The sequence below is a fragment of the Bacillus sp. PS108 genome (assembly GCF_037963335.1).
GTDB classification, from domain to species: Bacteria; Bacillota; Bacilli; order Bacillales; family Bacillaceae; genus Bacillus; species Bacillus subtilis.
In genome coordinates this window covers 3,415,788-3,441,200 of sequence record NZ_CP150155.1, presented here as the reverse complement: position 1 = coordinate 3,441,200, position 25,413 = coordinate 3,415,788, and the positions used below count along the sequence as shown (strand labels likewise).

At 46.9% G+C, this 25,413-nt stretch carries 25 protein-coding genes; 20 read left to right on the top strand and 5 right to left on the bottom strand.

What is annotated here, in order from left to right:
- Positions 1-506: 506 nt before the first annotated feature.
- From NSQ16_RS17900 to padC, 4 genes are all read left to right on the top strand, one after another.
- Positions 507-1,862 carry a serine hydrolase gene (locus NSQ16_RS17900; RefSeq protein ID WP_128422419.1) on the top strand — a complete coding sequence of 452 codons (1,356 nt, stop codon included), beginning with the start codon at positions 507-509 and terminating at the stop codon, positions 1,860-1,862.
- A gap of 15 nt (positions 1,863-1,877) precedes the next feature.
- Entirely contained in the window at positions 1,878-2,561 is a 684-nt protein-coding gene (gene racX / locus NSQ16_RS17895) for a broad specificity amino-acid racemase RacX (protein WP_128422418.1), read from the top strand.
- 130 nt (positions 2,562-2,691) lie between these two features.
- Complete coding sequence (locus NSQ16_RS17890) at positions 2,692-3,147, top strand: DUF3237 domain-containing protein (protein ID WP_128422417.1); 456 nt, start codon at positions 2,692-2,694, stop codon at positions 3,145-3,147.
- A 22-nt stretch (positions 3,148-3,169) separates the two neighbouring features.
- Positions 3,170-3,655 carry a phenolic acid decarboxylase gene (padC, locus tag NSQ16_RS17885; RefSeq protein WP_003228238.1) on the top strand — a complete coding sequence of 162 codons (486 nt, stop codon included), beginning with the start codon at positions 3,170-3,172 and terminating at the stop codon, positions 3,653-3,655.
- 26 nt (positions 3,656-3,681) lie between these two features.
- On the opposite strand, the gene NSQ16_RS17880 is transcribed toward padC, so the two are convergent.
- The 3 genes from NSQ16_RS17880 to slrR form a co-directional block, all read right to left on the bottom strand.
- Positions 3,682-3,873 (bottom strand): hypothetical protein, encoded by a 192-nt coding sequence (locus NSQ16_RS17880; protein ID WP_128422416.1) that lies wholly within the window; start codon positions 3,871-3,873, stop codon positions 3,682-3,684.
- Between the two features lie 2 nt (positions 3,874-3,875).
- Positions 3,876-5,345, bottom strand: coding sequence for a para-nitrobenzyl esterase (gene pnbA, locus NSQ16_RS17875; RefSeq protein ID WP_327836456.1), 1,470 nt, complete (start codon positions 5,343-5,345; stop codon positions 3,876-3,878).
- Positions 5,346-5,419: 74 nt separating this feature from the next.
- Complete coding sequence (gene slrR / locus NSQ16_RS17870; protein WP_003228245.1) at positions 5,420-5,878, bottom strand: transcriptional regulator SlrR; 459 nt, start codon at positions 5,876-5,878, stop codon at positions 5,420-5,422.
- A gap of 245 nt (positions 5,879-6,123) precedes the next feature.
- Here slrR and NSQ16_RS17865 point away from each other — a divergent pair, with 245 nt between their 5' ends.
- The 15 genes from NSQ16_RS17865 to NSQ16_RS17795 all read left to right on the top strand — a co-directional run bounded on the left by NSQ16_RS17865 (position 6,124) and on the right by NSQ16_RS17795 (position 21,864).
- Positions 6,124-6,828: a YveK family protein gene (locus NSQ16_RS17865; RefSeq protein WP_003228247.1), complete on the top strand. Its 705-nt coding sequence runs from the start codon at positions 6,124-6,126 to the stop codon at positions 6,826-6,828.
- A gap of 5 nt (positions 6,829-6,833) precedes the next feature.
- A complete protein-coding gene (epsB, locus tag NSQ16_RS17860; protein WP_128738262.1) occupies positions 6,834-7,517 on the top strand; it encodes a protein tyrosine kinase EpsB in 684 nt (227 codons plus the stop codon).
- 234 nt (positions 7,518-7,751) lie between these two features.
- Positions 7,752-9,572 carry a nucleoside-diphosphate sugar epimerase/dehydratase gene (locus tag NSQ16_RS17855; protein WP_230488641.1) on the top strand — a complete coding sequence of 607 codons (1,821 nt, stop codon included), beginning with the start codon at positions 7,752-7,754 and terminating at the stop codon, positions 9,570-9,572.
- An 11-nt stretch (positions 9,573-9,583) separates the two neighbouring features.
- A complete protein-coding gene (locus NSQ16_RS17850; protein WP_003242735.1) occupies positions 9,584-10,729 on the top strand; it encodes a glycosyltransferase family 4 protein in 1,146 nt (381 codons plus the stop codon).
- Positions 10,726-11,562, top strand: coding sequence for a glycosyltransferase EpsE (gene epsE, locus NSQ16_RS17845; RefSeq protein ID WP_003244557.1), 837 nt, complete (start codon positions 10,726-10,728; stop codon positions 11,560-11,562). Before NSQ16_RS17850 ends, epsE begins: the two co-directional genes overlap by 4 nt.
- Entirely contained in the window at positions 11,555-12,709 is a 1,155-nt protein-coding gene (locus NSQ16_RS17840) for a glycosyltransferase family 1 protein (RefSeq protein ID WP_230488642.1), read from the top strand. The genes epsE and NSQ16_RS17840 overlap by 8 nt, the downstream gene beginning before the upstream one ends.
- The gene (epsG, locus tag NSQ16_RS17835) at positions 12,706-13,809 is read left to right on the top strand and encodes a biofilm exopolysaccharide biosynthesis protein EpsG (RefSeq protein ID WP_015714749.1); all 1,104 of its coding nucleotides are present in this window, start codon (positions 12,706-12,708) and stop codon (positions 13,807-13,809) included. The genes NSQ16_RS17840 and epsG overlap by 4 nt, the downstream gene beginning before the upstream one ends.
- A gap of 24 nt (positions 13,810-13,833) precedes the next feature.
- Complete coding sequence (locus NSQ16_RS17830; protein WP_129138203.1) at positions 13,834-14,868, top strand: glycosyltransferase; 1,035 nt, start codon at positions 13,834-13,836, stop codon at positions 14,866-14,868.
- A gap of 4 nt (positions 14,869-14,872) precedes the next feature.
- Positions 14,873-15,949: a polysaccharide pyruvyl transferase family protein gene (locus NSQ16_RS17825; RefSeq protein ID WP_326146963.1), complete on the top strand. Its 1,077-nt coding sequence runs from the start codon at positions 14,873-14,875 to the stop codon at positions 15,947-15,949.
- Positions 15,946-16,980, top strand: a complete 1,035-nt coding sequence (locus NSQ16_RS17820) for a glycosyltransferase (RefSeq protein ID WP_326146964.1) — start codon at positions 15,946-15,948, stop codon at positions 16,978-16,980. The genes NSQ16_RS17825 and NSQ16_RS17820 overlap by 4 nt, the downstream gene beginning before the upstream one ends.
- Positions 16,977-18,494, top strand: a complete 1,518-nt coding sequence (locus NSQ16_RS17815; protein ID WP_327836465.1) for an MATE family efflux transporter — start codon at positions 16,977-16,979, stop codon at positions 18,492-18,494. Before NSQ16_RS17820 ends, NSQ16_RS17815 begins: the two co-directional genes overlap by 4 nt.
- Positions 18,491-19,099: a sugar transferase gene (locus tag NSQ16_RS17810; RefSeq protein ID WP_014480945.1), complete on the top strand. Its 609-nt coding sequence runs from the start codon at positions 18,491-18,493 to the stop codon at positions 19,097-19,099. The genes NSQ16_RS17815 and NSQ16_RS17810 overlap by 4 nt, the downstream gene beginning before the upstream one ends.
- Positions 19,096-19,746, top strand: a complete 651-nt coding sequence (locus NSQ16_RS17805) for an acetyltransferase (RefSeq protein ID WP_014480944.1) — start codon at positions 19,096-19,098, stop codon at positions 19,744-19,746. The genes NSQ16_RS17810 and NSQ16_RS17805 overlap by 4 nt, the downstream gene beginning before the upstream one ends.
- Before the next feature lie 4 nt (positions 19,747-19,750).
- Entirely contained in the window at positions 19,751-20,917 is a 1,167-nt protein-coding gene (locus tag NSQ16_RS17800; protein ID WP_015714743.1) for an aminotransferase class I/II-fold pyridoxal phosphate-dependent enzyme, read from the top strand.
- Entirely contained in the window at positions 20,896-21,864 is a 969-nt protein-coding gene (locus NSQ16_RS17795; protein ID WP_327836467.1) for a polysaccharide pyruvyl transferase family protein, read from the top strand. The genes NSQ16_RS17800 and NSQ16_RS17795 overlap by 22 nt, the downstream gene beginning before the upstream one ends.
- Positions 21,865-21,873: 9 nt before the next feature.
- Here NSQ16_RS17795 and yvfG read toward each other — a convergent pair whose 3' ends face one another.
- The gene (gene yvfG / locus NSQ16_RS17790; RefSeq protein ID WP_003219905.1) at positions 21,874-22,092 is read right to left on the bottom strand and encodes a protein YvfG; all 219 of its coding nucleotides are present in this window, start codon (positions 22,090-22,092) and stop codon (positions 21,874-21,876) included.
- 78 nt (positions 22,093-22,170) lie between these two features.
- Between yvfG and rpoN the strand changes: the two genes are divergently transcribed.
- A complete protein-coding gene (rpoN, locus tag NSQ16_RS17785) occupies positions 22,171-23,481 on the top strand; it encodes an RNA polymerase factor sigma-54 (RefSeq protein ID WP_160221988.1) in 1,311 nt (436 codons plus the stop codon).
- 26 nt (positions 23,482-23,507) lie between these two features.
- Here rpoN and lutP read toward each other — a convergent pair whose 3' ends face one another.
- Complete coding sequence (lutP, locus tag NSQ16_RS17780; RefSeq protein WP_327836469.1) at positions 23,508-25,199, bottom strand: L-lactate permease LutP; 1,692 nt, start codon at positions 25,197-25,199, stop codon at positions 23,508-23,510.
- Positions 25,200-25,413 lie beyond the last annotated feature (214 nt).

Sequence of the window (25,413 nt, the reverse complement as noted above, 5' to 3'; positions counted from 1 at the left end):
GCGGTCTGCTTCTTCCAGCCCTCCTGTTTGAAGATGGCAAGTTAGTTACGCACAATAAAAAAAGACCTAAAATATGTAAGGGGTGACGCCAAAGTATACACTTTGCCCTTTACACATTTTAGGTCTTGCCTGCTTTATCAGTAACAAACCCGCGCGATTTACTTTTCGACCTCATTCTATTAGACTCTCGTTTGGATTGCAACTGGTCTATTTTCCTCTTTTGTTTGATAGAAAATCATAAAAGGATTTGCGGGATACGAGACTAAAGAACTAAAAAATCTATCTGTTTCTTTTCATTCTCTGTATTTTTTATAGCTTCTGTTGCATGGGCATAAAGTTGCCTTTTAAATCATAATTCAGAAAATATCATAATATCTCATTTCACTAAATAATAGTGAACGGCAGGTATATGTGATGGGTTAAAAAGGATCTCTAACTGAAGTATTTTTCGAAATATTTGAAACATTAGTAGGTTAGTAACGTACAGAGATATGGGAGGTGGAGGAATGAAGCAGAATAAAAGAAAGCATCTTCAGACGTTATTTGAGACATTAGGCGAAAAACATCAGTTTAACGGGACGGTTCTGGCTGCGGAGGGTGGCGATATTTTATATCACCACTCTTTTGGCTATGCGGAAATGACGGAAAAACGCCCGTTGAAAACCAACTCTTTGTTTGAGTTAGCGTCTTTGTCAAAGCCTTTTACAGCATTGGGAATCATCTTGCTGGAGGAGAAGGGGATTCTTGGCTATGAGGATAAAGTGGATCGCTGGCTGCCCGGTTTTCCGTATCAGGGCGTAACGATTCGGCATTTATTGAACCATACGTCAGGGCTTCCTGATTATATGGGATGGTTTTTTGCCAATTGGGATTCACACAAGATTGCGGTGAATCAGGATATTGTCGATATGCTGATGAATGAGGGGCTATCTGGTTATTTTGAACCGAATGAAGGCTGGATGTACAGCAATACGGGGTATGTGCTGCTGGCGGTTATCATTGAAAAAGTATCTGGCATGAGCTATGCGGATTTTATGAAAACAAGTATTTTTTTACCGGCAGGCATGAATGAAACAAGAGTGTATAACAGGAGGCTTTCGCCTGAGCGAATTGATCATTATGCATATGGATATGTGTATGATGTACATTCCGAAACATACGTCCTCCCTGATGAGCTGGAGGAAACGAACTATGTTGTGTATCTCGATGGCATACAGGGAGATGGGACGGTGAACTCTGTCACAAGCGATTTGTTTCGATTTGATCAGGCTTTATATCAGGACGATTTCATCAGCAAGGCTTCTAAGGAATCTGCGTTTTCTCCAGTGCGCCTCAACAATGGAGAAACAATTGATTATGGCTTTGGCTGGGTACTGCAAAACAGTCCTGAAAAAGGGCGGATTGTCAGCCACAGCGGAGGATGGCCCGGCTATTCGACGTTGATGATCCGATATATCGATCATCGTAAAACACTGATCTATTTGAGTAATAAGGAAGAGGATACTGAATATGAACAAGCGATTCTGAAGGCGGCGGAACATATTCTATTTGGCCAGCCATATGAGGTCCCGGAACGTCCTGCTGATAAAAAGAAAAAAGCAATTGATACGGCGATATACAGCCGCTATGTTGGCAGCTACCTGTTGCAGGATGGAACGGCTGCACAGGTGACAGCCGAGAATGAACGGCTTTATTTGGAGATCGCCGGACAGCTGAGACTGGAGTTATTTCCTTCCTCGGAAACGCGTTTTTTTCTGCGAGCATTGTCTGTTGAAGTCGAGTTTATGTTAGGCGGGGATGCTGCGAAAAGCTTTATCCTCTATGAGGATGGCTCAGAGGAAGAAGCGGTCCGTACGAAGTAGAAAGGAATGAATTTGATGATCGGAATATTAGCCGGAATGGGGCCGAAATCGACCTCGCCGTTTATTGATAAGGTGATTGATTACTGTCAGAAGCTGTATGGGGCTTCAAACGATATTGACTACCCGCACATGATGATCTATTCATGCCCGACGCCCTTCTATGCAGATCGTCCAATTGACCATGACGAGATGAAAAAAGCGATTATCGACGGAGCGGTAAAGCTCGAGAAAACAGGCGTGGATTTCATTGCGCTGCCTTGTAATACGGCGCATATCTACTATGAAGAGATTCAGCAGGCATTGTCGGTTCCTATGTTGCATATCGTTGAGGAAACGATAAAAGAGATTCCGCATCCTGCAAAAAAAGCGGTGGTTTTAGGAACAGAGCCAACCATCCAATCCGCCATCTACCAAAAAGTTCTGAAGGCAAATGGACAAGAAGTTGTTCACAAGGACCATTGGCAGCAGGCTGTGAACCAGCTTATCGCCGCAATCAAACAGCCAAATTATATGGAGCATTCAAAAGCATTGTGGCAGACGCTATATGAAGAAATCAGTCAGCATGCAGACATCATTATTTCAGCCTGCACGGATTTAAATGCGGTGTTAGATCATACTCAAAGTGAGATTCCGATTATAGATTCCTCTGCCTGTCTTGCCAAAAGCACTGTCAGCACATATCTTGCATATCAAAGCTAGCTTCAGACAAGGACTGTCTTCAAACAGTCCTTGTTTTTTTATGTTCCTATTGTTTGACAGTTAACTGCAATAGTGTTAAATTAAACATGTAAATAGTTACATGATTTTTTCTGAAGGTGAGGTGGTTCTCGTGAAGAAGCCGGTTTTAAAACCATTCGCCTCTTTAGAAATCAAGGTTGATCCGCCTATCACGATTGGTGAGACAGGCCTGGGACTGAGACGATTCATTCCGATTCGTTCGGGAACAATAACCGGGGAAGTAAAGGGACGTATTTTGCCGGGCGGTGCCGATTCGCAAATGATTCGCGCTGACGGCAGAACCGATTTATCTGCCAGGTATGTGATCGAAACAGCAGATCATGAACTGATTTACATTGAAAACAATGGAATACGGCAAGTCAGCGAGCCGTTTCGAAAACAAGCGGCAGCCGGGGAAATTATTGAACCGGAGCATGTTTATTTTCGTACGGTACCGACGTTTGAAACAGGCAGTGAAGTCTATCAATGGCTCCATGACCGCTTGTTTATCGGTTCCGCAGAAAGAACCCCTGATTACGTTCGACTAGACATTTATGAAGTGCAGTAAAAGACTAAGGAGAGTGTGTAAGATGGAAAACTTTATCGGAAGCCACATGATTTATACGTATGAAAACGGATGGGAATACGAGATTTATATTAAAAACGACCATACAATTGATTATAGAATTCATAGCGGAATGGTTGCCGGACGCTGGGTTCGGGATCAGGAAGTGAATATTGTCAAACTGACAGAAGGCGTATATAAAGTGTCTTGGACAGAGCCGACTGGCACGGATGTTTCATTAAACTTTATGCCAAATGAAAAACGCATGCATGGCATTATTTTCTTCCCGAAATGGGTGCATGAACATCCTGAAATTACGGTTTGCTACCAAAATGACCACATTGATTTGATGGAAGAATCCCGCGAAAAATATGAAACGTATCCAAAATACGTTGTACCTGAATTTGCGGAAATTACATTTCTGAAAAATGAAGGAGTCGACAACGAAGAAGTGATTTCGAAGGCTCCTTATGAGGGAATGACAGACGATATTCGCGCGGGAAGATTATAATAAACATAAAAACCCGGAAAAGAGAATTACTTCTCTTTTCCGGGTTTTCTTTTTGCTGAGTATGCGGGAACCATCACAATTTCCGCGAAAAACAGTATGATGCCAGTCCAGCGCATAGGCTGGTAATAGACTGTGTCCCGTAAACATACCACGGCCGACAAAATAATGATACAAGCTGCCACAACAATGGCAGCACCAATGTATCCTGTTTTCCCCATATTTATTCTCCTTTTGAAGGGAATAGCTTCTGCCTTTTTTCAGATTCGGGATCGTTTTCGATCGTAATCTCTGAGTCTAAAATCAGCGTCTCTCTCGTTTCTTCATGATACGCGGGCCAATTCACAGCTTCGGTGCTTGGGTTTCCTGTTTTAGCGAACGTGATCCACGCTGATTGTATCGTGTGAGAAAGCTGTTTCACCTCATCCGTAATCTCCGCTTTTGCCATTCGTTCCAATCCGTCCAGATTTCCAAAGACAAAAGGAAGCTCTAATGCGTGAAACGCTTTATTGTACGGCGGCTTCTCCGGGTGCCAATCGAACCGGTACATCCAGACAGGGGCGTAATGAGACTGTGCGGATGCATAGGCGACGGCAGGGCGCCAAAATAATAAATCAGTCATCATATGAATTTGGCTTTCCAGAGAACGCGGATACAAATCGGCAGCTTTCTCTGCCAGCGGCTTCCCTAGTAAATACTCGAGTGCTGCATCAAGCGTTTCCTGAGAATGAACGTCTGAATCCGGGGTGAAAAATAAATATCCTTCATCACGGGTTGTTCCAATCAATAGCGGAATGCCGGAAGCAGCCCCTTCTGCGATCGCTTTTTCTGGTTCTTCAGGCAGCGTTTTCGGATCAAGGGCGGGCTGGAAGAACAGCTGAAAGATATTTTCTTTTTCTGCGATCCGAAGCTGATCGGCCGCTTTTAGCAAATCTTCCGCAGAAACCGTATGCAATTTATCCAATTGGCCCTCGTTAATCCCAAGGACCTGTAAAAAGGCAGCCGCAGTGCTTGCCGCTTGTTCTTTTGTCATTGTTCGGGAAGCGCCGCTTTCCATGATTGCTTTCTGGAACAGGCCTTTTGCCGCAGGCATAGCGAGAAGCGCGGCAATGCTCATCCCGCCGGCGGATTCTCCAAATACTGTTACGTTATCGGGATCACCGCCAAACGCTGAAATATTCTCCCGCACCCATTTCAGTGCGGCGACTTGGTCTAAAAGCCCAAGGTTATCGGAATACGCCTCATCAAACGAAGACAAGTGCAAAAAGCCAAACGGCCCCAGCCGATAGTTCAGTGTAACGACAATGACCTCTCCCTGCGCCGCAAGTTTTGATCCGTCATACAATGGCTCACTGCCCGCGCCGAGATAAAAAGCGCCTCCGTGAATCCAAACCATGACAGGCAGGTTTTGGCTTGGAGTGTCAGGCGCAAATACATTGACAAACAAGCAATCCTCGGACTGGCGGGGCAGCTCAGTATACGAAAGTGACAGCAAATCAGACGGCTGCGGGCAAACAGGGCCGTACGCTGTGGCATCAAGGACATCTTCCCACACTTCAGGCGGCTCAGGTGCTTTAAAACGCCATTGTCCGACAGGCGGCTTGGCATAGGGGATGCCTTTCCACTTATGTACGCCGTTTTCCGTTGTGCCTTTTACTTTGCCGTATTGAGTCGTTACTATTTGATGAGTCATTGTGTTCTCTCCCTTTTTCCCCCATTATAAACAGATTTACCCTATAGATGCGAACGTTAGCCCTTAACCGATCATCATCTTCCCATTGTTTTTAAAAAGGATTTGACTTCATGGACAGTCAAGCCGATTTCTCTTGCTTCCGCCATCAGCGCTTTCCATTCTTCTATATTGGATTCCGTCAGTTTGCGGTTGCGGTAAGAGGCAGTTTCAGGCTGTTCCTTCTTGAGTCTGTTCGTAAAAGTGAACAATTCTTCTTTTTCCATCCCGGCTTGTACGGCTTGCACTAAATGGACGCGCCATTCTTCTTCACCGCCGCTGATTTTTTCATACATCATTGTTTCTGCGTCAAATAATTCTGTTAATTCAACTTCCAGTGTGGCAGAAACCTTTTTTAAAAATTGAACGGACGGATTCGTGTGAACGCCTCTTTCAATCTTGCTTAAATAGGATTTGGATACGCCAGACTCAACAGCCAGCTGATTAATAGAATAGCCTTTTCTTTTACGGTATAAACGGATAATTCTTCCAATCATAATATGAAATTCTCCTCTATTCCTGTCGTTATTTCGTTCATTATAAGGAATTTTTCGTTCTTTATAAAATTTAAAATAATAAGGGAAGTGCAGTAAATTAGAGGAAAATCATGATTTTGTTCTCTAAAGAGAACTTATTGGCTTATTTTGCAATTTTTAAATAATAACGTTTTCTTTTATAATCCAATCATTAACAGAAAGGGGCGCGGGAAGCCAGCCGCGGGAAGGCTGAAGGCTATGAATACATGAATGAGAATATGAGTTTCAAAGAATTATATGCGATTGTCAGACACAGATTCGTGCTGATTCTGCTCATCACAATCGGCGTCACCCTTATTATGGGTTTTGTGCAATTTAAGGTCATTTCACCGACCTACCAGGCGTCGACACAGGTGCTGGTTCATGAATCAGACGGTGAAGAAAACTCGAATCTCAGTGACATCCAGCGAAATCTTCAGTATAGCAGCACGTTCCAATCGATTATGAAAAGCACTGCCTTGATGGAAGAAGTAAAGGCGGAATTGCACCTATCTGAATCGGCTTCCTCGCTGAAAGGAAAAGTTGTTACCAGCAGTGAAAATGAATCAGAAATTATCAACGTTGCCGTCCAGGATCACGACCCGGCGAAAGCGGCTGAGATTGCGAACACGTTAGTGAACAAGTTTGAAAAAGAAGTAGATGAAAGAATGAATGTACAAGGCGTACATATATTATCAGAGGCGAAGGCTTCTGAAAGCCCGATGATCAAGCCGGCCAGGCTGCGAAATATGGTCATGGCTTTTGGCGCTGCTGTCATGGGCGGCATTACACTGGCATTTTTTCTGCATTTTCTCGATGATACTTGCAAAAGCGCACGGCAGCTCAGCGAGAGAACCGGATTGCCATGCTTAGGCTCCGTTCCTGATGTCCACAAAGGGCGGAATCGCGGGATAAAACATTTCGGGGAGTGAAGCGAGTGATCTTTAGAAAAAAGAAAGCAAGGCGAGGTTTGGCTCAAATATCTGTTTTACACAATAAATCAGTTGTTGCGGAACAATATCGCACCATTCGGACAAACATTGAGTTCTCATCTGTCCAGACCAACTTGCGATCTATCCTCGTCACCTCCTCTGTGCCTGGTGAAGGTAAATCGTTCAGTGCAGCGAATCTTGCGGCTGTCTTTGCGCAGCAGCAGGAAAAGAAAGTACTGCTGGTGGATGCCGATTTAAGAAAGCCGACCATCAATCAAACGTTTCAGGTTGATAATGTAACCGGGCTGACAAATGTGCTGGTCGGCAATGCTTCATTCAGTGAGACGGTGCAAAAGACGCCGATCGATAACTTATATGTACTGACAAGCGGGCCGACCCCGCCAAATCCGGCAGAACTGCTGTCTTCAAAAGCAATGGGAGACTTAATATCTGAGATCTATGAACAATTCAGCCTCGTCATCTTTGATTCCCCTCCGCTTTTGGCTGTTGCAGATGCTCAGATTCTAGCAAATCAAACAGACGGCAGCGTGCTCGTCGTTTTAAGCGGAAAAACAAAAACCGATACCGTTCTGAAAGCAAAAGATGCACTGGAACAATCCAATGCGAAGCTGTTAGGCGCTCTTTTAAACAAAAAGAAAATGAAAAAATCGGAACACTATTCCTACTAGTTTTTGTAAAGGTGATGTCTCCTGACCTGTATCAATGGAGGCACTCGGCTCTGCTGTGGGCAGCTGAAGTTGCTGCCTTAGATGCTGGTCGTCGCTGGCGGGGCGTGAGGATGGGTTAAATGCCCACTTATCTCATATATACATAGGACGTATTGTCGGTTTAGCTGCTGCCGATTTTTTGGAGAGACGAAAACCGCCGCAGCTAAACCGATAAAAGAATTAGGGGGGAAAAGGTTGAGTTACCGGAGAAGACTGTCAATGATTATTGCGCTGGATACTTACCTCGTTTTAAATTCAGTTATTGCAGGATATCAATTTTTAAAAGATTCCTATCAATTTTATGACTCCGGAGCATTACTGCTTACCGCTGTCAGCTTGCTCCTCAGCTATCATGTGTGTGCTTTCCTGTTCAATCAGTATAAACAGGTGTGGACATACACCGGACTCGGCGAGCTGATTGTCCTGCTTAAGGGCATTACGCTTTCCGCCGCTGTGACCGGTATCATTCAGTATGCTGTGTATCATACGATGTTCTTCCGTCTGTTAACCGCGTGCTGGGTGCTTCAGCTTTTGTCTATTGGAGGAACCCGTATTTTATCTAGAGTATTAAACGAAAGCATCAGGAAAAAAAGCTGCGCCTCGTCCCGCGCGCTGATTATCGGGGCGGGCTCAGGTGGGACTCTGATGGTCAGGCAGCTGCTTTCGAAAGATGAACCTGATATCATACCTGTCGCTTTTATTGATGACGACCAAACGAAGCATAAATTAGAAATTATGGGACTGCCCGTAATAGGCGGTAAAGAAAGTATCATGCCTGCGGTGCAAAAGCTCAAAATTAATTATATTATTATTGCCATTCCTTCACTCCGCACCCATGACCTTCAGGTGTTATATAAAGAATGTGTGCGAACAGGAGTAAGCATTAAAATTATGCCTCATTTTGATGAAATGCTGCTTGGCACACGAACTGCCGGACAAATCAGAGATGTAAAAGCTGAGGACTTGCTCGGCAGAAAGCCGGTAACCCTCGACACTAGCGAAATTTCGAACCGCATCAAAGGAAAAACAGTTCTCGTCACGGGAGCGGGCGGATCAATCGGCTCGGAAATCTGCCGTCAGATCAGTGCGTTTCAGCCTAAGGAAATCATTCTGCTCGGCCATGGGGAAAACAGCATTCATTCGATTTATACAGAGCTGAACGGACGATTCGGCAAACACATTGTGTTTCATACGGAAATCGCTGATGTGCAGGACCGCGATAAAATGTTTACCTTGATGAAAAAATACGAGCCTCATGTTGTCTATCATGCAGCTGCCCATAAGCATGTGCCTTTAATGGAACACAATCCTGAAGAGGCGGTCAAAAACAATATTATCGGAACAAAAAATGTCGCGGAAGCAGCCGATATGTCGGGAACAGAGACATTCGTGCTGATTTCATCGGACAAAGCGGTGAACCCAGCCAATGTAATGGGGGCGACAAAACGGTTCGCGGAAATGATTATTATGAATCTTGGAAAAGTCAGCAGAACCAAATTTGTTGCTGTTCGCTTCGGCAATGTACTCGGGAGCCGCGGCAGCGTCATTCCAATTTTCAAAAAACAGATTGAAAAAGGCGGCCCGGTGACAGTAACACATCCGGCAATGACCCGCTATTTCATGACGATTCCCGAGGCATCAAGGCTTGTGATTCAGGCTGGGGCACTGGCGAAAGGGCGTCAAATTTTCGTTCTCGATATGGGAGAGCCCGTAAAGATTGTAGATCTTGCCAAAAACCTCATTCATTTGTCCGGCTACACGACAGAGCAAATTCCAATCGAATTCACAGGCATTCGTCCGGGCGAAAAAATGTATGAAGAATTGCTGAACAAAAATGAAGTCCATACTGAACAAATCTTTCCGAAAATTCACATCGGTAAAGCGGTGGACGGCGATTGGCCGGTGCTGATGCGCTTTATCGAGGATTTTCATGAGCTGCCGGAAGCCGACCTGAGAGCGAGGCTGTTTGCGGCAATCAATACATCAGAAGAAATGACGGCTGCCAGCGTTCATTAGGGGGAGTGAAAATGACGAAAAAGATATTGTTTTGCGCGACTGTTGATTATCATTTTAAGGCCTTTCACCTCCCTTATTTTAAATGGTTCAAGCAAATGGGCTGGGAGGTTCATGTCGCCGCGAACGGACAAACCAAGCTGCCGTATGTGGATGAGAAATTCTCCATCCCGATTCGCAGGTCACCTTTTGACCCTCAGAACCTGGCCGTTTATAGGCAGCTGAAGAAAGTGATTGACACCTATGAATACGACATTGTCCATTGCCATACACCGGTCGGCGGCGTTCTCGCCAGACTGGCGGCGAGGCAGGCACGGCGGCACGGAACAAAGGTGCTGTACACAGCGCACGGATTTCACTTCTGCAAAGGGGCACCGATGAAAAATTGGCTTCTTTACTATCCGGTTGAGAAATGGCTTTCAGCATATACAGACTGCCTGATTACGATTAATGAAGAGGATTACATACGGGCGAAAGGACTTCAAAGGCCGGGCGGAAGGACGCAGAAAATTCACGGCATTGGCGTCAATACCGAGCGTTTCCGGCCTGTCAGTCCGATAGAGCAGCAAAGACTCAGAGAAAAGCACGGGTTCCGTGAAGATGATTTTATATTGGTTTATCCGGCTGAGCTCAATCTGAACAAAAACCAGAAGCAGTTAATTGAAGCCGCAGCCTTGCTAAAAGAAAAAATTCCCTCACTCCGCCTTGTGTTTGCCGGGGAAGGGGCAATGGAACATACGTATCAAACGTTAGCTGAAAAGCTTGGTGCCTCCGCCCATGTCTGTTTTTACGGCTTTTGCAGCGACATACATGAGTTGATTCAGCTTGCGGATGTATCTGTCGCATCCAGCATTAGAGAAGGCCTCGGTATGAATGTGCTTGAGGGAATGGCGGCAGAACAACCGGCGATCGCCACAGATAATCGCGGGCATCGGGAAATCATCCGCGACGGAGAAAACGGTTTTCTGATCAAAATCGGTGACAGTGCTGCTTTTGCCCGCCGGATTGAACAGCTTTACCATAAGCCGGAGCTCTGCCGAAAGCTGGGACAGGAAGGCCGAAAAACAGCCTTGCGCTTCTCGGAGGCGCGAACGGTGGAAGAAATGGCAGATATTTATTCCGCGTACATGGATATGGATACAAAGGAGAAAAGCGTATGAACTCAGGACCGAAAGTTTCTGTCATTATGGGCATTTATAATTGCGAACGCACTTTGGCAGAAAGCATAGAATCCATACTCAGCCAATCCTATAAAAATTGGGAGCTGATTTTGTGCGATGATGCGTCAACAGACGGCACGCTCCGTATCGCGAAGCAGTATGCCGCTCATTACAGCGACCGCATCAAACTGATTCAAAACAAAACAAATAAGCGGCTTGCCGCATCATTAAATCATTGTCTTTCGCATGCGACAGGCGATTATATCGCACGTCAGGACGGAGATGATCTTTCGTTCCCGCGCCGCCTGGAAAAGCAGGTCGCGTTTTTAGAAAAGCACCGACACTATCAGGTGGTTGGCACCGGCATGCTTGTGTTTGATGAATTTGGCGTAAGAGGCGCCCGCATTCTGCCTTCTGTTCCGGAGCCGGGCATCATGGCAAAAGGGACCCCATTTTGCCACGGCACGATTATGATGAGAGCGAGTGCCTACCGCACGCTGAAAGGCTACCGGTCGGTGCGGCGAACGAGACGAATGGAAGATATTGATTTGTGGCTTCGCTTTTTTGAAGAGGGCTTCAGGGGCTATAATCTTCAGGAAGCCTTGTATAAAGTGAGGGAAGACAGCGATGCATTCAAACGGCGGTCATTTACGTATTCAATTGACAATGCCATTCTTGTCTATCAGGCGTGCAGACGCTTGAAGCTTCCTTTATCTGATTACATATATATCGCAAAACCGTTAATCCGCGCGTTTATGCCTGCAGCCGTGATGAATCGCTACCACAAAAAAAGAGTGATGAACCAAAAGGAAGGGCTTGTCAAGCATGAATAGCAGCCAAAAACGCGTGCTCCATGTTCTCAGCGGCATGAACAGGGGCGGCGCGGAAACCATGGTGATGAATTTATATCGGAAAATGGACAAAAGCAAAGTGCAATTTGACTTTTTAACGTATCGAAATGATCCGTGCGCTTACGATGAAGAGATTTTATCTTTAGGCGGGCGGCTTTTTTATGTCCCGAGCATTGGGCAAAGCAATCCCCTTACATTTGTGAGGAATGTGAGAAACGCGATAAAAGAAAACGGGCCGTTCAGCGCCGTTCATGCGCACACGGATTTCCAAACGGGTTTTATCGCCCTTGCGGCAAGGCTTGCCGGAGTGCCGGTCAGGGTATGCCACTCCCACAATACGTCTTGGAAGACCGGCTTCAATTGGAAGGATCGCTTGCAGCTGCTGGTGTTCAGGCGGCTCATCTTGGCGAATGCGACAGCGCTGTGTGCCTGCGGAGAGGATGCGGGCAGGTTTTTATTTGGACAGTCCAATATGGAGCGGGAGCGTGTTCACCTTCTTCCAAACGGGATTGACCTTGAGTTGTTCGCCCCAAATGGGCAGGCGGCTGATGAAGAAAAAGCAGCACGCGGCATTGCAGCCGACCGGCTCATCATTGGCCATGTGGCCCGGTTTCATGAAGTGAAAAACCACGCGTTCCTGCTGAAACTTGCCGCACATCTCAAAGAAAGAGGCGTTCGCTTTCAGCTCGTTCTGGCGGGAGACGGGCCGTTGCGCGGGGAGATAGAGGAGAAGGCGCGCCGGCAGAATCTGCTATCAGATGTTCTCTTTTTAGGCACTGAAGAACGGATCCATGAATTGATGCGCACATTTGATGTGTTTGTCATGCCGTCTCTGTACGAAGGCTTGCCGGTTGTGCTTGTGGAAGCGCAGGCGTCGGGGCTTCCATGCATCATTTCAGACAGCATTACAGAAAAAGTCGACGCCGGTCTCGGGCTTGTCACAAGATTAAGTCTTTCTGAACCGATCAGCGTCTGGGCTGAAACCATTGCAAGGGCGGCCGCCGCAGGCAGGCCGAAGCGTGAGTTCATCAAAGAAACACTCGCTCAACTTGGCTACGATGCACAGCAAAATGTAGGAGCGCTGCTGAATGTATACAACATCAGCACGGAAAAGGACCATAACCGATGATTGTATATGCCGTCAATATGGGGATTGTATTTATTTGGTCTTGGTTCGCTAAAATGTGCGGCGGCCGTGACGATTCGCTTGCCACGGGGTATCGGCCGAATAAGCTTTTGATCTGGATTCCGCTCGCTTCACTTGTGCTCGTGTCAGGTCTCCGCTATCGAGTCGGCACGGATTTTCAGACGTACACGCTGCTGTACGAATTGGCGGGCGATTATCAAAATGTGTGGCAGATATTCGGTTTCGGCACAGCGAAAACAGCGACAGATCCGGGGTTTACCGCACTCCTTTGGCTGATGAATTTCATCACGGAAGATCCTCAAATCATGTATTTTACGGTGGCGGTCGTGACCTACAGCTTTATTATGAAGACACTCGCCGACTATGGCAGGCCGTTTGAGCTGAGTGTCTTTTTGTTTTTGGGAACCTTTCATTACTACGCGTCTTTTAACGGCATCAGGCAATACATGGTGGCAGCTGCTTTGTTTTGGGCGATCCGTTATATCATCAGCGGGAACTGGAAGCGATATTTCCTGATTGTGCTGGTCAGCTCGCTCTTTCATTCGTCGGCGCTGATTATGATTCCGGTGTACTTTATTGTCAGAAGAAAAGCCTGGTCTCCGGCGATATTCGGCCTATCCGCTTTATTTCTCGGCATGACATTTTTATATCAAAAATTTATTTCTGTGTTTGTCGTTGTACTTGAAAACAGCTCATACAGCCATTATGAAAAATGGCTCATGACGAACACAAATGGAATGAATGTGATCAAAATCGCTGTGTTGGTTCTGCCGCTGTTCCTTGCATTTTGCTATAAAGAACGACTGCGGAGTCTGTGGCCGCAAATCGATATTGTCGTTAATTTGTGCCTGCTTGGTTTTTTGTTCGGCCTTTTGGCCACAAAGGACGTGATTTTTGCCAGATTCAATATTTATTTCGGTCTGTATCAAATGATCTTAGTCCCTTATTTTGTCAGGATATTTGATGAAAAATCGAACGCTCTTATCTATATCGCTATCGTTGTTTGTTATTTTCTTTACAGTTATTTGCTTATGCCGGTTGATTCATCCGTTCTGCCTTACAGAACGATTTTTTCCCGGTAATTTATGCAAGAGGAGCCGGTCATTATGGAAACACCTGCGGTTAGTCTGTTAGTCGCTGTTTATAACACAGAAACATATATCAGAACGTGTCTCGAATCACTGCGGAACCAGACAGTGGACAATATTGAAATCATCATTGTCAATGACGGTTCAACTGACGCCAGCCCGGATATCGCAGAAGAATACGCCAAAATGGACAACAGGTTCAAGGTGATTCATCAGGAGAACCAGGGTCTCGGTGCGGTTCGGAATAAAGGCATTGAGGCAGCACGCGGCGAATTTATCGCGTTTATCGATTCAGACGATTGGATTGAGCCTGATTATTGCGAGCAGATGCTCCGGGCAGCAGGCGATGAAACTGATCTGGTCATTTGCAATTACGCCGCAGAGTTTGAGGACACTGGCAAAACCATGGACTCTGACATTGCCCAAACCTATCAGGATCAACCGAAGGAGCACTATATCAAGGCGTTATTCGAAGGGAAGGTCAGAGGGTTTTCATGGAACAAACTGTACAGAAGAAGCATGATTGAAGCCCATCGGCTGTCGTTTCCGCTCCGAGGCGAGCTGGAGCATGTCGAGGATCAGTTTTTCAGCTTCAGGGCTCATTTTTTCGCCCGCTCAGTATCCTACGTAAAAACGCCGCTCTATCATTACCGAATTCACCTTTCCTCCATTGTGCAGCGCTATCAGAAAAAATTGTTTGAATCAGGACTTGCGCTGTATGAGGCGAATGCGGCGTTTTTACAGGAGAACAACAAACTGGAGGAGTATCGCAAGGAGCTTGATACCTTTATCGTTCTTCACAGCAGCATCTGTATGCTGAATGAATGGAAAACGAGCGGCAGCCGCCGGCTGTTTGAAAAGCTTAGAAATGTTGGCGTGATATGCGCGGACCCGGTGTTTCAAGAAAGTCTTTCAAAAACGGGTACTGCTCCTTTTGACGCAAAACGGTCATGCCTTCTTCTGATGGCGAAATACAGAATGATTCCGTTCGTCGCTATGGCATCGGCTGTGTATCAGCGGGTGATCGAGTACAAAATGAGAAACAGAGGGTGAGGACATGTCGTTACAATCGTTGAAAATCAATTTTGCAGAATGGCTGCTGCTAAAGGTCAAATATCCGTCCCAATATTGGCTGGGAGCGGCAGATCAACCGGTAAAGGCCGCAGCACATCAGAAAAAAATCATACTGACCCTACTGCCGTCCCATGACAATTTGGGAGATCACGCAATTGCTTATGCCAGCAAGGCATTTCTTGAGCAAGAATACCCGGGCTTTGACATCGTCGAGGTTGATATGAAGGACATTTACAAATCAGCAAAAAGCCTGATCCGCTCGCGCCATCCGGAGGATATGGTCTTTATCATCGGCGGCGGAAACATGGGGGATTTATACCGTTATGAGGAGTGGACGCGCCGCTTCATCATTAAAACATTCCGTGACTATCGGGTTATCCAGCTTCCGGCAACGGCTCATTTTTCTGACACGAAAAAGGGGCGCAAAGAGCTGAAACGGGCACAGAAAATTTATAATGCGCACCCCGGCCTATTGCTCATGGCACGGGATGAAACAACGTATCAATTTATGAAACAGCATTTTCAAGAAAAAACAATTTTGAAGCAGCCGGACATGGTGCTGTATTTAGATAGAAGCAAGACCCCCGCAGAACGCGAAGGGGTTTATATGTGTTTGCGCGAGGATCAGGAAAGCGTGCTTCAGGAGGACCAGAGGAACCGGGTCAAGGCTGCGCTATGTGAGGAATTCGGCGAGATCCAATCCTTTACGACAACGATCGGCCGCCGGGTCAGCCGCGATACACGCGAACAAGAACTTGAAGCGCTGTGGTCTAAGCTGCAAAGCGCAGAAGCCGTCGTCACTGACAGGCTTCATGGCATGATTTTTTGCGCGCTGACAGGAACGCCGTGTGTTGTCATTCGCTCCTTTGACCATAAGGTGATGGAGGGCTATCAATGGCTTAAAGACATCCCGTTCATGAAGCTGATAGAACATCCGGAGCCAGAGCGCGTAACAGCCGCAGTCAATGAGCTTTTAACAAAAGAAACATCCCGTGCAGGCTTTCCGAGAGATGTGTATTTTAAAGGTCTGCGTGACAAAATCAGCGGTGAAGCGCAATGACCCCGCTCGTCAGCATTATTGTCCCGATGTATAATGTTGAACCATTTATAGGGGAGTGCATTGATTCTTTGCTTCGTCAAACGCTTTCTGATATTGAAATCATCCTCGTGAATGACGGAACACCGGATCGTTCAGGCGAAATTGCAGAGGATTATGCAAAACGGGATGCGAGAATCCGGGTCATTCATCAGGCAAACGGCGGGCTTAGTTCAGCGCGAAATACGGGAATAAAGGCCGCGCGGGGCACTTACATCGGCTTTGTAGACGGAGACGATTATGTATCATCCGCCATGTTCCAGAGGCTGGCTGAAGAAGCGGAGGAAAATCGGCTCGACATCGTCGGATGCGGTTTTTACAAACAGTCATCGGACAGGCGGACATATGTGCCGCCGCAGCTTGAGGCAAACCGCGTGCTGACAAAACGAGAAATGACTGAACGGCTTAAACATGCTCACGAAACGAGATTTATCTGGTATGTATGGCGTTATCTTTACCGCCGTGAGCTTTTTGATAGGGCGAATCTGATGTTTGATGAAGACATCCGTTTTGCTGAAGACTCTCCCTTCAATTTGTCCGCTTTTTGCGAAGCGGAGCGGGTGAAAATGCTTGATGAGGGATTGTACATTTATCGTGAAAACCCGAACAGCCTGACAGAAATCCCTTATAAGCCGGCGATGGATGAACATCTTCAAAAACAATATCAGGCTAAAATCGCATTCTACAATCACTACGGCTTAGCAGGCGCATGTAAAGAAGATTTGAATGTGTACATTTGCAGGCACCAGCTTCCGATGCTTTTGGCAAATGCCTGTGCTTCTCCGAATTCGCCGAAAGACATCAAAAAGAAGATCAGACAGATTTTATCCTATGACATGGTGCGGCAGGCTGTCAGACATACACCGTTTCAGCATGAGAAATTATTAAGAGGAGAGCGCTTGGTATTAGCACTGTGTAAATGGCGGCTCACTTTTCTCATCAAGCTGTTTTTCGAGCAGCGGGGGACAATGAAAGGCAGTGCGAAGCAGGCATGAAATTCACGATAAATTTCAGCGCGAATCTCACGGCTTTTCTCTTGTCCGTTTTCCTATCGGTTTGGATGACGCCTTTTATTGTCAAAACGCTCGGTGTGGAAGCGTTTGGCTTTGTTCACTTGACACAAAATGTGATTAATTACTTTTCGATTATTACCGTGGCGCTCAGCTCGGTTGTCGTTCGGTTCTTTTCTGTTGCTGCCCACAGGGGAGAGCGGGAGAAAGCAAATGCGTATATCAGCAATTATTTAGCGGCCTCTGTTTTGATTTCATTGCTGCTCTTGCTGCCGCTTGCGGGTTCGGCTTTTTTTATTGACCGCGTCATGAATGTGCCGCAAGCGCTTTTGGCTGATGTGCGTTTGTCGATTTTAATCGGCAGTTTGCTGTTTATTTTAACGTTTCTGATGGCGGGTTTCGGCGCTGCACCATTTTATGCCAACCGCCTTTATATCACCAGTTCCATTCAGGCGGTGCAAATGCTTATACGGGTGCTGTCTGTGCTGCTCCTGTTTGCATGCTTTGCGCCGAAAATCTGGCAGATCCAGCTTGCAGCTTTAGCTGGTGCTGTTATTGCGTCTGTGCTGTCTTTCTATTTCTTCAAAAAGCTGATTCCGTGGTTTTCGTTTCGTATGAAGGATCTTTCATTCCGCACAAGCAAGGAGCTGTTTCAAGCGGGCGCATGGAGCTCCGTCAATCAAATCGGCGTCCTGCTTTTTTTGCAGATTGATCTGTTAACCGCCAATTTGATGCTGGGGGCGTCTGCATCCGGGAAATACGCGGCGATTATCCAGTTTCCGCTGCTTTTGCGCAGCTTGGCCGGAACGGTCGCATCCCTGTTTGCGCCCATCATGACTTCATATTATTCAAAAGGCGATATGGACGGATTGATGAATTACGCCAATAAGGCAGTAAGGCTCAATGGTCTTTTGCTTGCACTTCCTGCTGCCTTATTGGGCGGATTGGCGGGACCTTTTCTGACAATCTGGCTCGGACCGTCCTTTTCAACGATAGCACCGCTTTTATTTATTCATGCCGGATACTTGGTTGTCAGCCTCGCCTTTATGCCGCTGTTTTATATATGGACCGCTTTTAATCAACAAAAAACACCGGCGATTGTTACCCTGCTGTTAGGTGCGGTGAATGTGGTGCTGGCGGTCACGCTGAGCGGGCCGGCTCATCTCGGTCTGTACGGCATAACATTGGCAGGGGCCATTTCTCTTATTTTAAAAAATGCCATCTTTACGCCGCTTTACGTATCCCGCATTACAGGCTACAAAAAGCACGTGTTCTTTAAAGGCATAATCGGGCCTCTTTCAGCCGCTGTATTTGCCTGGACGGTCTGTAAGGCAATTCAGTTCATTGTGAAGATTGACAGCTGGCCGTCACTGATAGCGACGGGAGTGACAGTCAGCTTTTTCTACGCTGTTTTCGCTTTTATGCTCGTTTGTACAAAAGAGGAAAGACAGCTGGTATTAAAACGGTTTCGAAAAACGAAAGGAGCTGTGAATCTTTGATCCTGAAACGACTTTTTGATCTGACGGCCGCCATTTTTTTGTTGTGCTGTACGAGTGTGATCATTCTGTTCACCATCGCCGTTGTCAGGCTGAAAATAGGATCACCTGTCTTCTTTAAGCAAGTAAGGCCAGGCCTGCACGGCAAACCGTTCACCCTATATAAGTTCCGGACAATGACGGATGAACGGGACAGTGAGGGAAATCTGCTGCCAGATGAAGTCCGGCTGACGAAAACGGGCAGGCTGATCAGAAAGCTGAGCATTGATGAGCTTCCGCAGCTCCTGAATGTCCTGAAGGGCGATCTTAGCCTTGTCGGGCCACGGCCGCTTTTGATGGACTATCTGCCTCTTTATACAGAAAAACAGGCACGGCGCCATGAGGTGAAGCCGGGTATCACAGGCTGGGCGCAAATCAATGGCAGAAACGCGATTTCCTGGGAAAAGAAATTTGAATTAGATGTTTGGTACGTTGACAACCGGTCATTTTTTCTCGATTTGAAAATTTTATGTTTGACGGTGCGAAAGGTCCTTGTTTCAGAAGGGATTCAGCAAACCAATCATGTGACCGCGGAACGGTTTACCGGAAGCGGAGATGTGTCCTCATGAAAAACGTGGCCATTGTGGGTGACGGCGGACACGGAAAGGTGATCAGAGAGCTGATAAACGCCCGCTCAGATACGCGCTTAGCCGCGGTGCTGGATGATAAATTCAAAACGTTCGAAGGCGGAAAAGAATGGTACACAGGACCGCCGGAAGCCGTTACTGAACTGCGCAGGCTCATTCCTGATGTGCTGTTTCTGATTGCTGTTGGGAATAACAGTGTCAGAAAACAGCTGGCGGAGCGACTGGGACTGAGGAAAGATGATTTTATTACATTGATTCACCCGTCAGCCATCGTCAGCAGGTCGGCTGTCATTGGGGAAGGGACAGTGATTATGGCGGGCGCGATCATTCAGGCGGATGCGCGCATCGGCGCTCATTGCATCATCAATACGGGTGCAGTGGCAGAGCACGATAATCAAATCAGCGATTACGTTCATCTGTCCCCGCGTGTCACGCTGTCAGGAGCGGTTTCCGTTCAGGAAGGCGCTCACGTTGGAACTGGTGCATCCGTCATACCGCAGATCACAATCGGGGCTTGGAGCATTGTCGGAGCCGGCTCCGCGGTGATCCGTCCCATACCTGACAGGGTAACGGCGGCCGGTGCTCCGGCACGCATCATTTCTTCCATTCAAACATCAAACAAAGGATGATTCTATGCATAAAAAAATCTACTTATCTCCCCCTCATATGAGCGGCAGGGAGCAGCACTATATTTCAGAAGCCTTTCGCTCAAACTGGATTGCGCCGCTTGGGCCGCTCGTGAATTCATTTGAAGAACAGCTGGCAGAACGAGTCGGTGTAAAAGCAGCTGCTGCGGTCAGCTCAGGAACGGCGGCGATTCATCTCGCGCTGCGTTTACTTGAGGTAAAAGAAGGTGACAGCGTGTTTTGCCAGTCCTTCACATTTGTAGCAACCGCCAATCCGATTCTATATGAAAAAGCGGTGCCCGTCTTTATTGATTCTGAGCCTGATACGTGGAATATGTCGCCGACAGCCCTTGAAAGAGCATTGGAGGAAGCGAAAAGAAACGGAACACTGCCAAAAGCGGTGATTGCCGTCAATCTATATGGGCAGAGTGCGAAAATGGATGAAATCGTAAGCCTGTGTGATGCATACGGAGTTCCTGTCATTGAGGACGCAGCCGAATCTCTCGGAACAGTCTATAAAGGGAAGCAAAGCGGAACTTTCGGGCGCTTCGGCATTTTTTCATTTAACGGGAACAAAATCATTACCACATCAGGGGGAGGGATGCTCGTTTCAAATGATGAAGCAGCAATGGAAAAAGCAAGATTTCTCGCTTCGCAGGCACGAGAGCCGGCTGTTCATTATCAACACAGTCAAATTGGACATAATTACAGGCTGAGCAATATCTTAGCCGGCGTCGGCATTGCCCAGCTTGATGTGCTGGAAGAGCGAGTGGAGAAAAGAAGGACCATTTTCACGAGATACAAAAATGCGCTCGGTCACATAGACGGCGTCCGCTTTATGCCGGAGTACGCAGCAGGCGTATCCAATCGCTGGCTCACCACGCTCACACTTGATAACGGGCTCAGCCCATATGACGTAGTTCAACGTCTTGCTGAAGAAAACATTGAAGCCCGTCCGCTGTGGAAGCCGCTCCATACCCAGCCGCTGTTCGATCCGGCTTTATTTTATTCTCATGAAGATACAGGAAGCGTATGCGAAGATTTGTTCAAGCGAGGAATCTGTCTCCCATCGGGGTCCAATATGACAGAAGATGAGCAAGACCGGGTCATTGAAGTGCTACTGCACTTATTCCAAACTGCCGAGGTGAAGAAATGGACAGCAAGCATTCGATGATCAGCCTGAAACAGAAACTGTCCGGGCTGCTCGACGTCATTCCGAAACAATCAGAGATTATATATGCTGACTATCCTCTATATGGGAATGTAGGGGATTTATTTATTATGAAAGGAACAGAAGCCTTCTTTAAAGAACACGGGATTCGGGTCAGAAAACGCTGGAATCCTGACAATTTTCCAGTCGGGCGAAAGCTGGATCCTAATCTCATCATCGTCTGCCAGGGAGGCGGAAACTTCGGGGATCTGTATCCGTATTATCAAGGCTTTAGAGAGAAAATCGTCCAAACCTATCCGAACCACAAAATTGTGATCCTGCCGCAATCGATTTATTTTCAAAACAAAGACAACCTCAAACGGACGGCAGAGATATTTTCTAAGCATGCGAACCTTCACATCATGACAAGGGAAAAAGCCTCCTATGCTACGGCACAGGCTTATTTTTCAAAAAATCACATTCAGCTTCTGCCTGATATGGCTCATCAGCTGTTTCCCGTCATTCCCACGCAGCAGCCGTCCAATCAAAAGCTGAGATTTATCCGAACAGATCATGAAGCAAACCAGGCGCTTCAGGAACACACAGAAGCGGAAAGCTACGACTGGCGCACGGTGCTGTCAGCTTCAGACCGCCGGACGATTGCTTTTCTGCAAACGCTGAACGTCCTGAATAAAAAAGCAGGCAACCCTTTGCCCATTGCGTATATATGGGGAAAATACTCGGATTATATCGTCCAAAAAGCCATTCGGTTTTTCAGCCGTTACGAATCGGTGGAAACGTCAAGGCTGCACGGACACATCTTGTCCTCTCTTCTTCAAAAAGAAAACACGGTCATTGATAATTCCTATGGGAAAAACGCCAATTACTTTCATACCTGGATGGAAGGAGTGCCGAGCACCCGGCTCATCCAGAACGCCTCAAAGAAGGAAAACCTTCCTGCTCACATGTGAGCGGAAGGTTTATTTTGATTCTCCACGTTTGACTTTGTTGTATGCTTCATCTAAATGCTGAATCCGCTTTAAGACGACCGCGTTTTTGGTCAGCTGGTCTTGCACGAGCGTTGAGACGACGGAACGGTAGTAGCTGTTCATCGCGTGGATTTTATCCTCAGACTGATTCATTTCAATATGCTGTTTTAAATTCTCAATAAAATAAGGGACGGAAAAAAGTTCAGACATTTCTTTGGCAGCTCCTTTTTCATAAATGTATACGGTGTGATCTCAATCATGTACAATGAAGAAAGGGGAGTGAGCAAGATGGATATGAAACTTCAGCAAGTACAAGTATTAAAGCCTCAACTGACACAGGAGCTCAGGCAGGCCATCACGCTGCTTGGCTATCATTCGGCAGAACTCGCCGAGTACATTGATGAGCTCTCACTGGAAAACCCTCTTATTGAACGAAAGGAAACAGACACACCGCCACTATCTTACCATAAAACAAACAAAAACAGGATGAATGCACAGGAAGCGGGCCTTCAATTAAGTGATCCGCAAAAAACATTGCAGGATGCGTTAAAACAGCAGTCACTCGATATGAATCTGACCAACACTGAAAAAAAGATTTTTAATTATCTGATTCATTCGCTTGATTCAAACGGGTACTTGGAAGAAGATGTGGAGGAGGCAGCACGGCGCCTATCTGTATCGGCTAAGGAAGCGGAGGCTGTTTTGGCAAAACTCCAGTCATTAGAACCGGCTGGAATCGGTGCGAGATCTTTGCAGGAATGCATCCTTCTTCAATTACAGCGGCTGCCGAACAGAAATGAACAAGCGGAAATGCTGATTTCAGCTCATTTTGATGCTTTTGCGCAAAAAAAATGGAAAGCGCTTTCAGTAGAGACGGGAATTCCGCTCCATACCATTCAAGATATCTCAGATGATATCGCGGCTCTTCATCCTAGACCTGGCCTTCTGTTTGCCCGGCCAGAGCAAGATGTGTATATTGAGCCTGACATTTTTATCACCGTAAAAAACGGGCACATTGCAGCGGAACTGAATACCCGCTCGTTTCCCGAGATCGATCTGCATCCGCAGTACAGAACGCTTTTATCATCCGGCTCCTGTCAGGATACTGTCTCCTATTTATCTGCGAAATATCAGGAGTGGCGCTGGCTGAGCCGCGCGCTGCGGCAGCGAAAACAGACAATCACGAGAATTATCAATGAACTGATCACACGCCAAAAGGATTTCTTTCTGAAAGGGCGAAGCGCAATGAAGCCGCTGACTCTCAGAGAGGTGGCGGACTGTCTAAGCCTTCATGAATCAACTGTGAGCCGGGCCATTAAAGGGAAAACAATACAAACGCCTTACGGGCTGTTTGAGATGAAACTCTTTTTCTCAGCAAAAGCCGAGGCTTCAGGAGAGGGAGATGCGTCGAATTATGCAGTCAAAATGCATCTGGAAGACCTGATCAATCAAGAGGACAAAACAAAACCGCTTTCAGATCAAAAGCTTGTCGATTTGCTGTATGAACAACACGGCATCCAAATCTCGAGACGCACCGTGGCAAAATATCGCGATCAAATGAATATTCCGTCATCGGCAGCGAGAAAGCGATATAAATAAAATCCTCCCTAGACGGGAGGATTTTTTTAAGGAGTCATCCAGCTGAATACGTGATGCTGCAAAAAGGTGATGATACAGACGAGCAGCAGCAAAAACAGACTGTGTTTAATGGTAAAGCGGAAAAGATCTGACTCCTTTCCAGCGAGTCCTACGGCGGCGCACGCCACCGCTATCGACTGCGGCGAAATCATTTTTCCTGTGACACCGCCTGAAGAGTTGGCGGCGACAGACAGAACAGGGTCCATACCGACCGATAACGCGGTGACTTTCTGCAGGTTGCCGAACAGCAGGTTGGCGGAAGTATCCGAGCCGGTAATGAAGACGCCGAGCCAGCCGAGGACGGGCGAAAAAAAGGTAAACATCGAACCTGTCAGCGCGAGTGTCATCCCGAGTGTCGTGCTCATTCCCGAGGAGTTGGTGACATAGGCAAAACCAACGACAGAAGCAATGGTCAAAATCGGAAGCTTCAATTCTTGGACTGTTTCTTTAAAAACGGTTCCCCAGTCTTTCCACGAAATCGCCGTGATGAACTTTGACAGCACTGCGGCAATCAATATCGCGGTGCCGGCCGAACCAAGCACCTCCAACTTGTAAACCGCTTCAATCGGTGTACCGTCAGCATTGACAATCTGATTGTTCAAAAAAGGCACACCTGGGGAAAAAGTCAGTTTTTCTCCAAAAGCATTCAGCCACTTTAAGAACACCGCAGAGCCTTCATAATGCCCGGTCAGCGCGGATTTGACAGATGGAATGCCCCATACGGAAATCATCGCCGTCAGCAGCAGAAATGGCGACCAAGCCTTAAAAATCTGTCCGCCGCTGTATGCAGGCGCCGCCGGATTTGTGCGCGCCGTTTCAATTGAGGCGGCCGACTCTTGTTCACCGGCAAACCGGAATGTTGTTTTCGGCTTCCACCATTTCAAAAACACAGCAAGTGCAGCCATTGAAACAAGAGCTGACAAAACATCGGGCAGCTCAGGCCCTAAAAAATTGGAACTGAGATATTGAACAACGGCAAAGGAAACACCGGATACGAGAATCGCCGGCCAGACCTCCAAGGCTTTCCTGAAACCGCTCATGATGATGATTAAATAAAGAGGAATAAATACGGATAAAAACGGCAGCTGCCGCCCGACCATTTGCGAAATCTCCATCGCCGGAATCCCTGTCGGCCCTTCTACGGCTGTAATTGGAATCCCAATCGCCCCAAAGGCAACCGGCGCCGTATTGGCGATCAAACAGATCCCCGCAGCATAAAGGGGATTAAAGCCGAGACCGACCAGCAGCGCGGCAGAAATGGCGACCGGCGCTCCGAAGCCTGCTGCCCCTTCTAAAAAAGCCCCGAATGAAAAAGCGATCAAGAGAGCTTGAAGCCGTCGGTCATCAGTAATCGAGAGAACAGAGCTGCGAATGATATCAAACTGTCCCGTTTTCACAGTGATTTTATACAAAAAAACAGACGTCACAATGATCCAGCCGATCGGCAACATTCCGTATACGGCTCCTTGTGTCGCGGACATCAGCGCTTTTTCCGCAGGCATCCGATAAACCAATACAGCCATGACAAGGGCGATCCCCAATGTGGCCAAGCCAGCTGTATACCCCTTCATCCGTTTAATCGCGAGTGCCCAAAAAAAGAAAATAATCGGTACAAGTGCGGCAAGCGCTGATAATAGCAAATTTCCCCCTATAGGCGTATATGCCTGTGTCCATTGCATCCCAAACCCCTCCTTGAAACATAAACTGGCGCCATATGTAAGCGGTTTCTATAGATGATATGGTCATCTGATGACTGGGTAATAAGACCAGTTACCTAGCATTATATTTTGAAAAAAATCAAAGTACAAGACTTTTTGACAAAATAGTCAAAATCTTTTGGCGGCCCACAAAACAGAGTATAATAGATCGTAAACAGCCAGACCTACAAGTTAC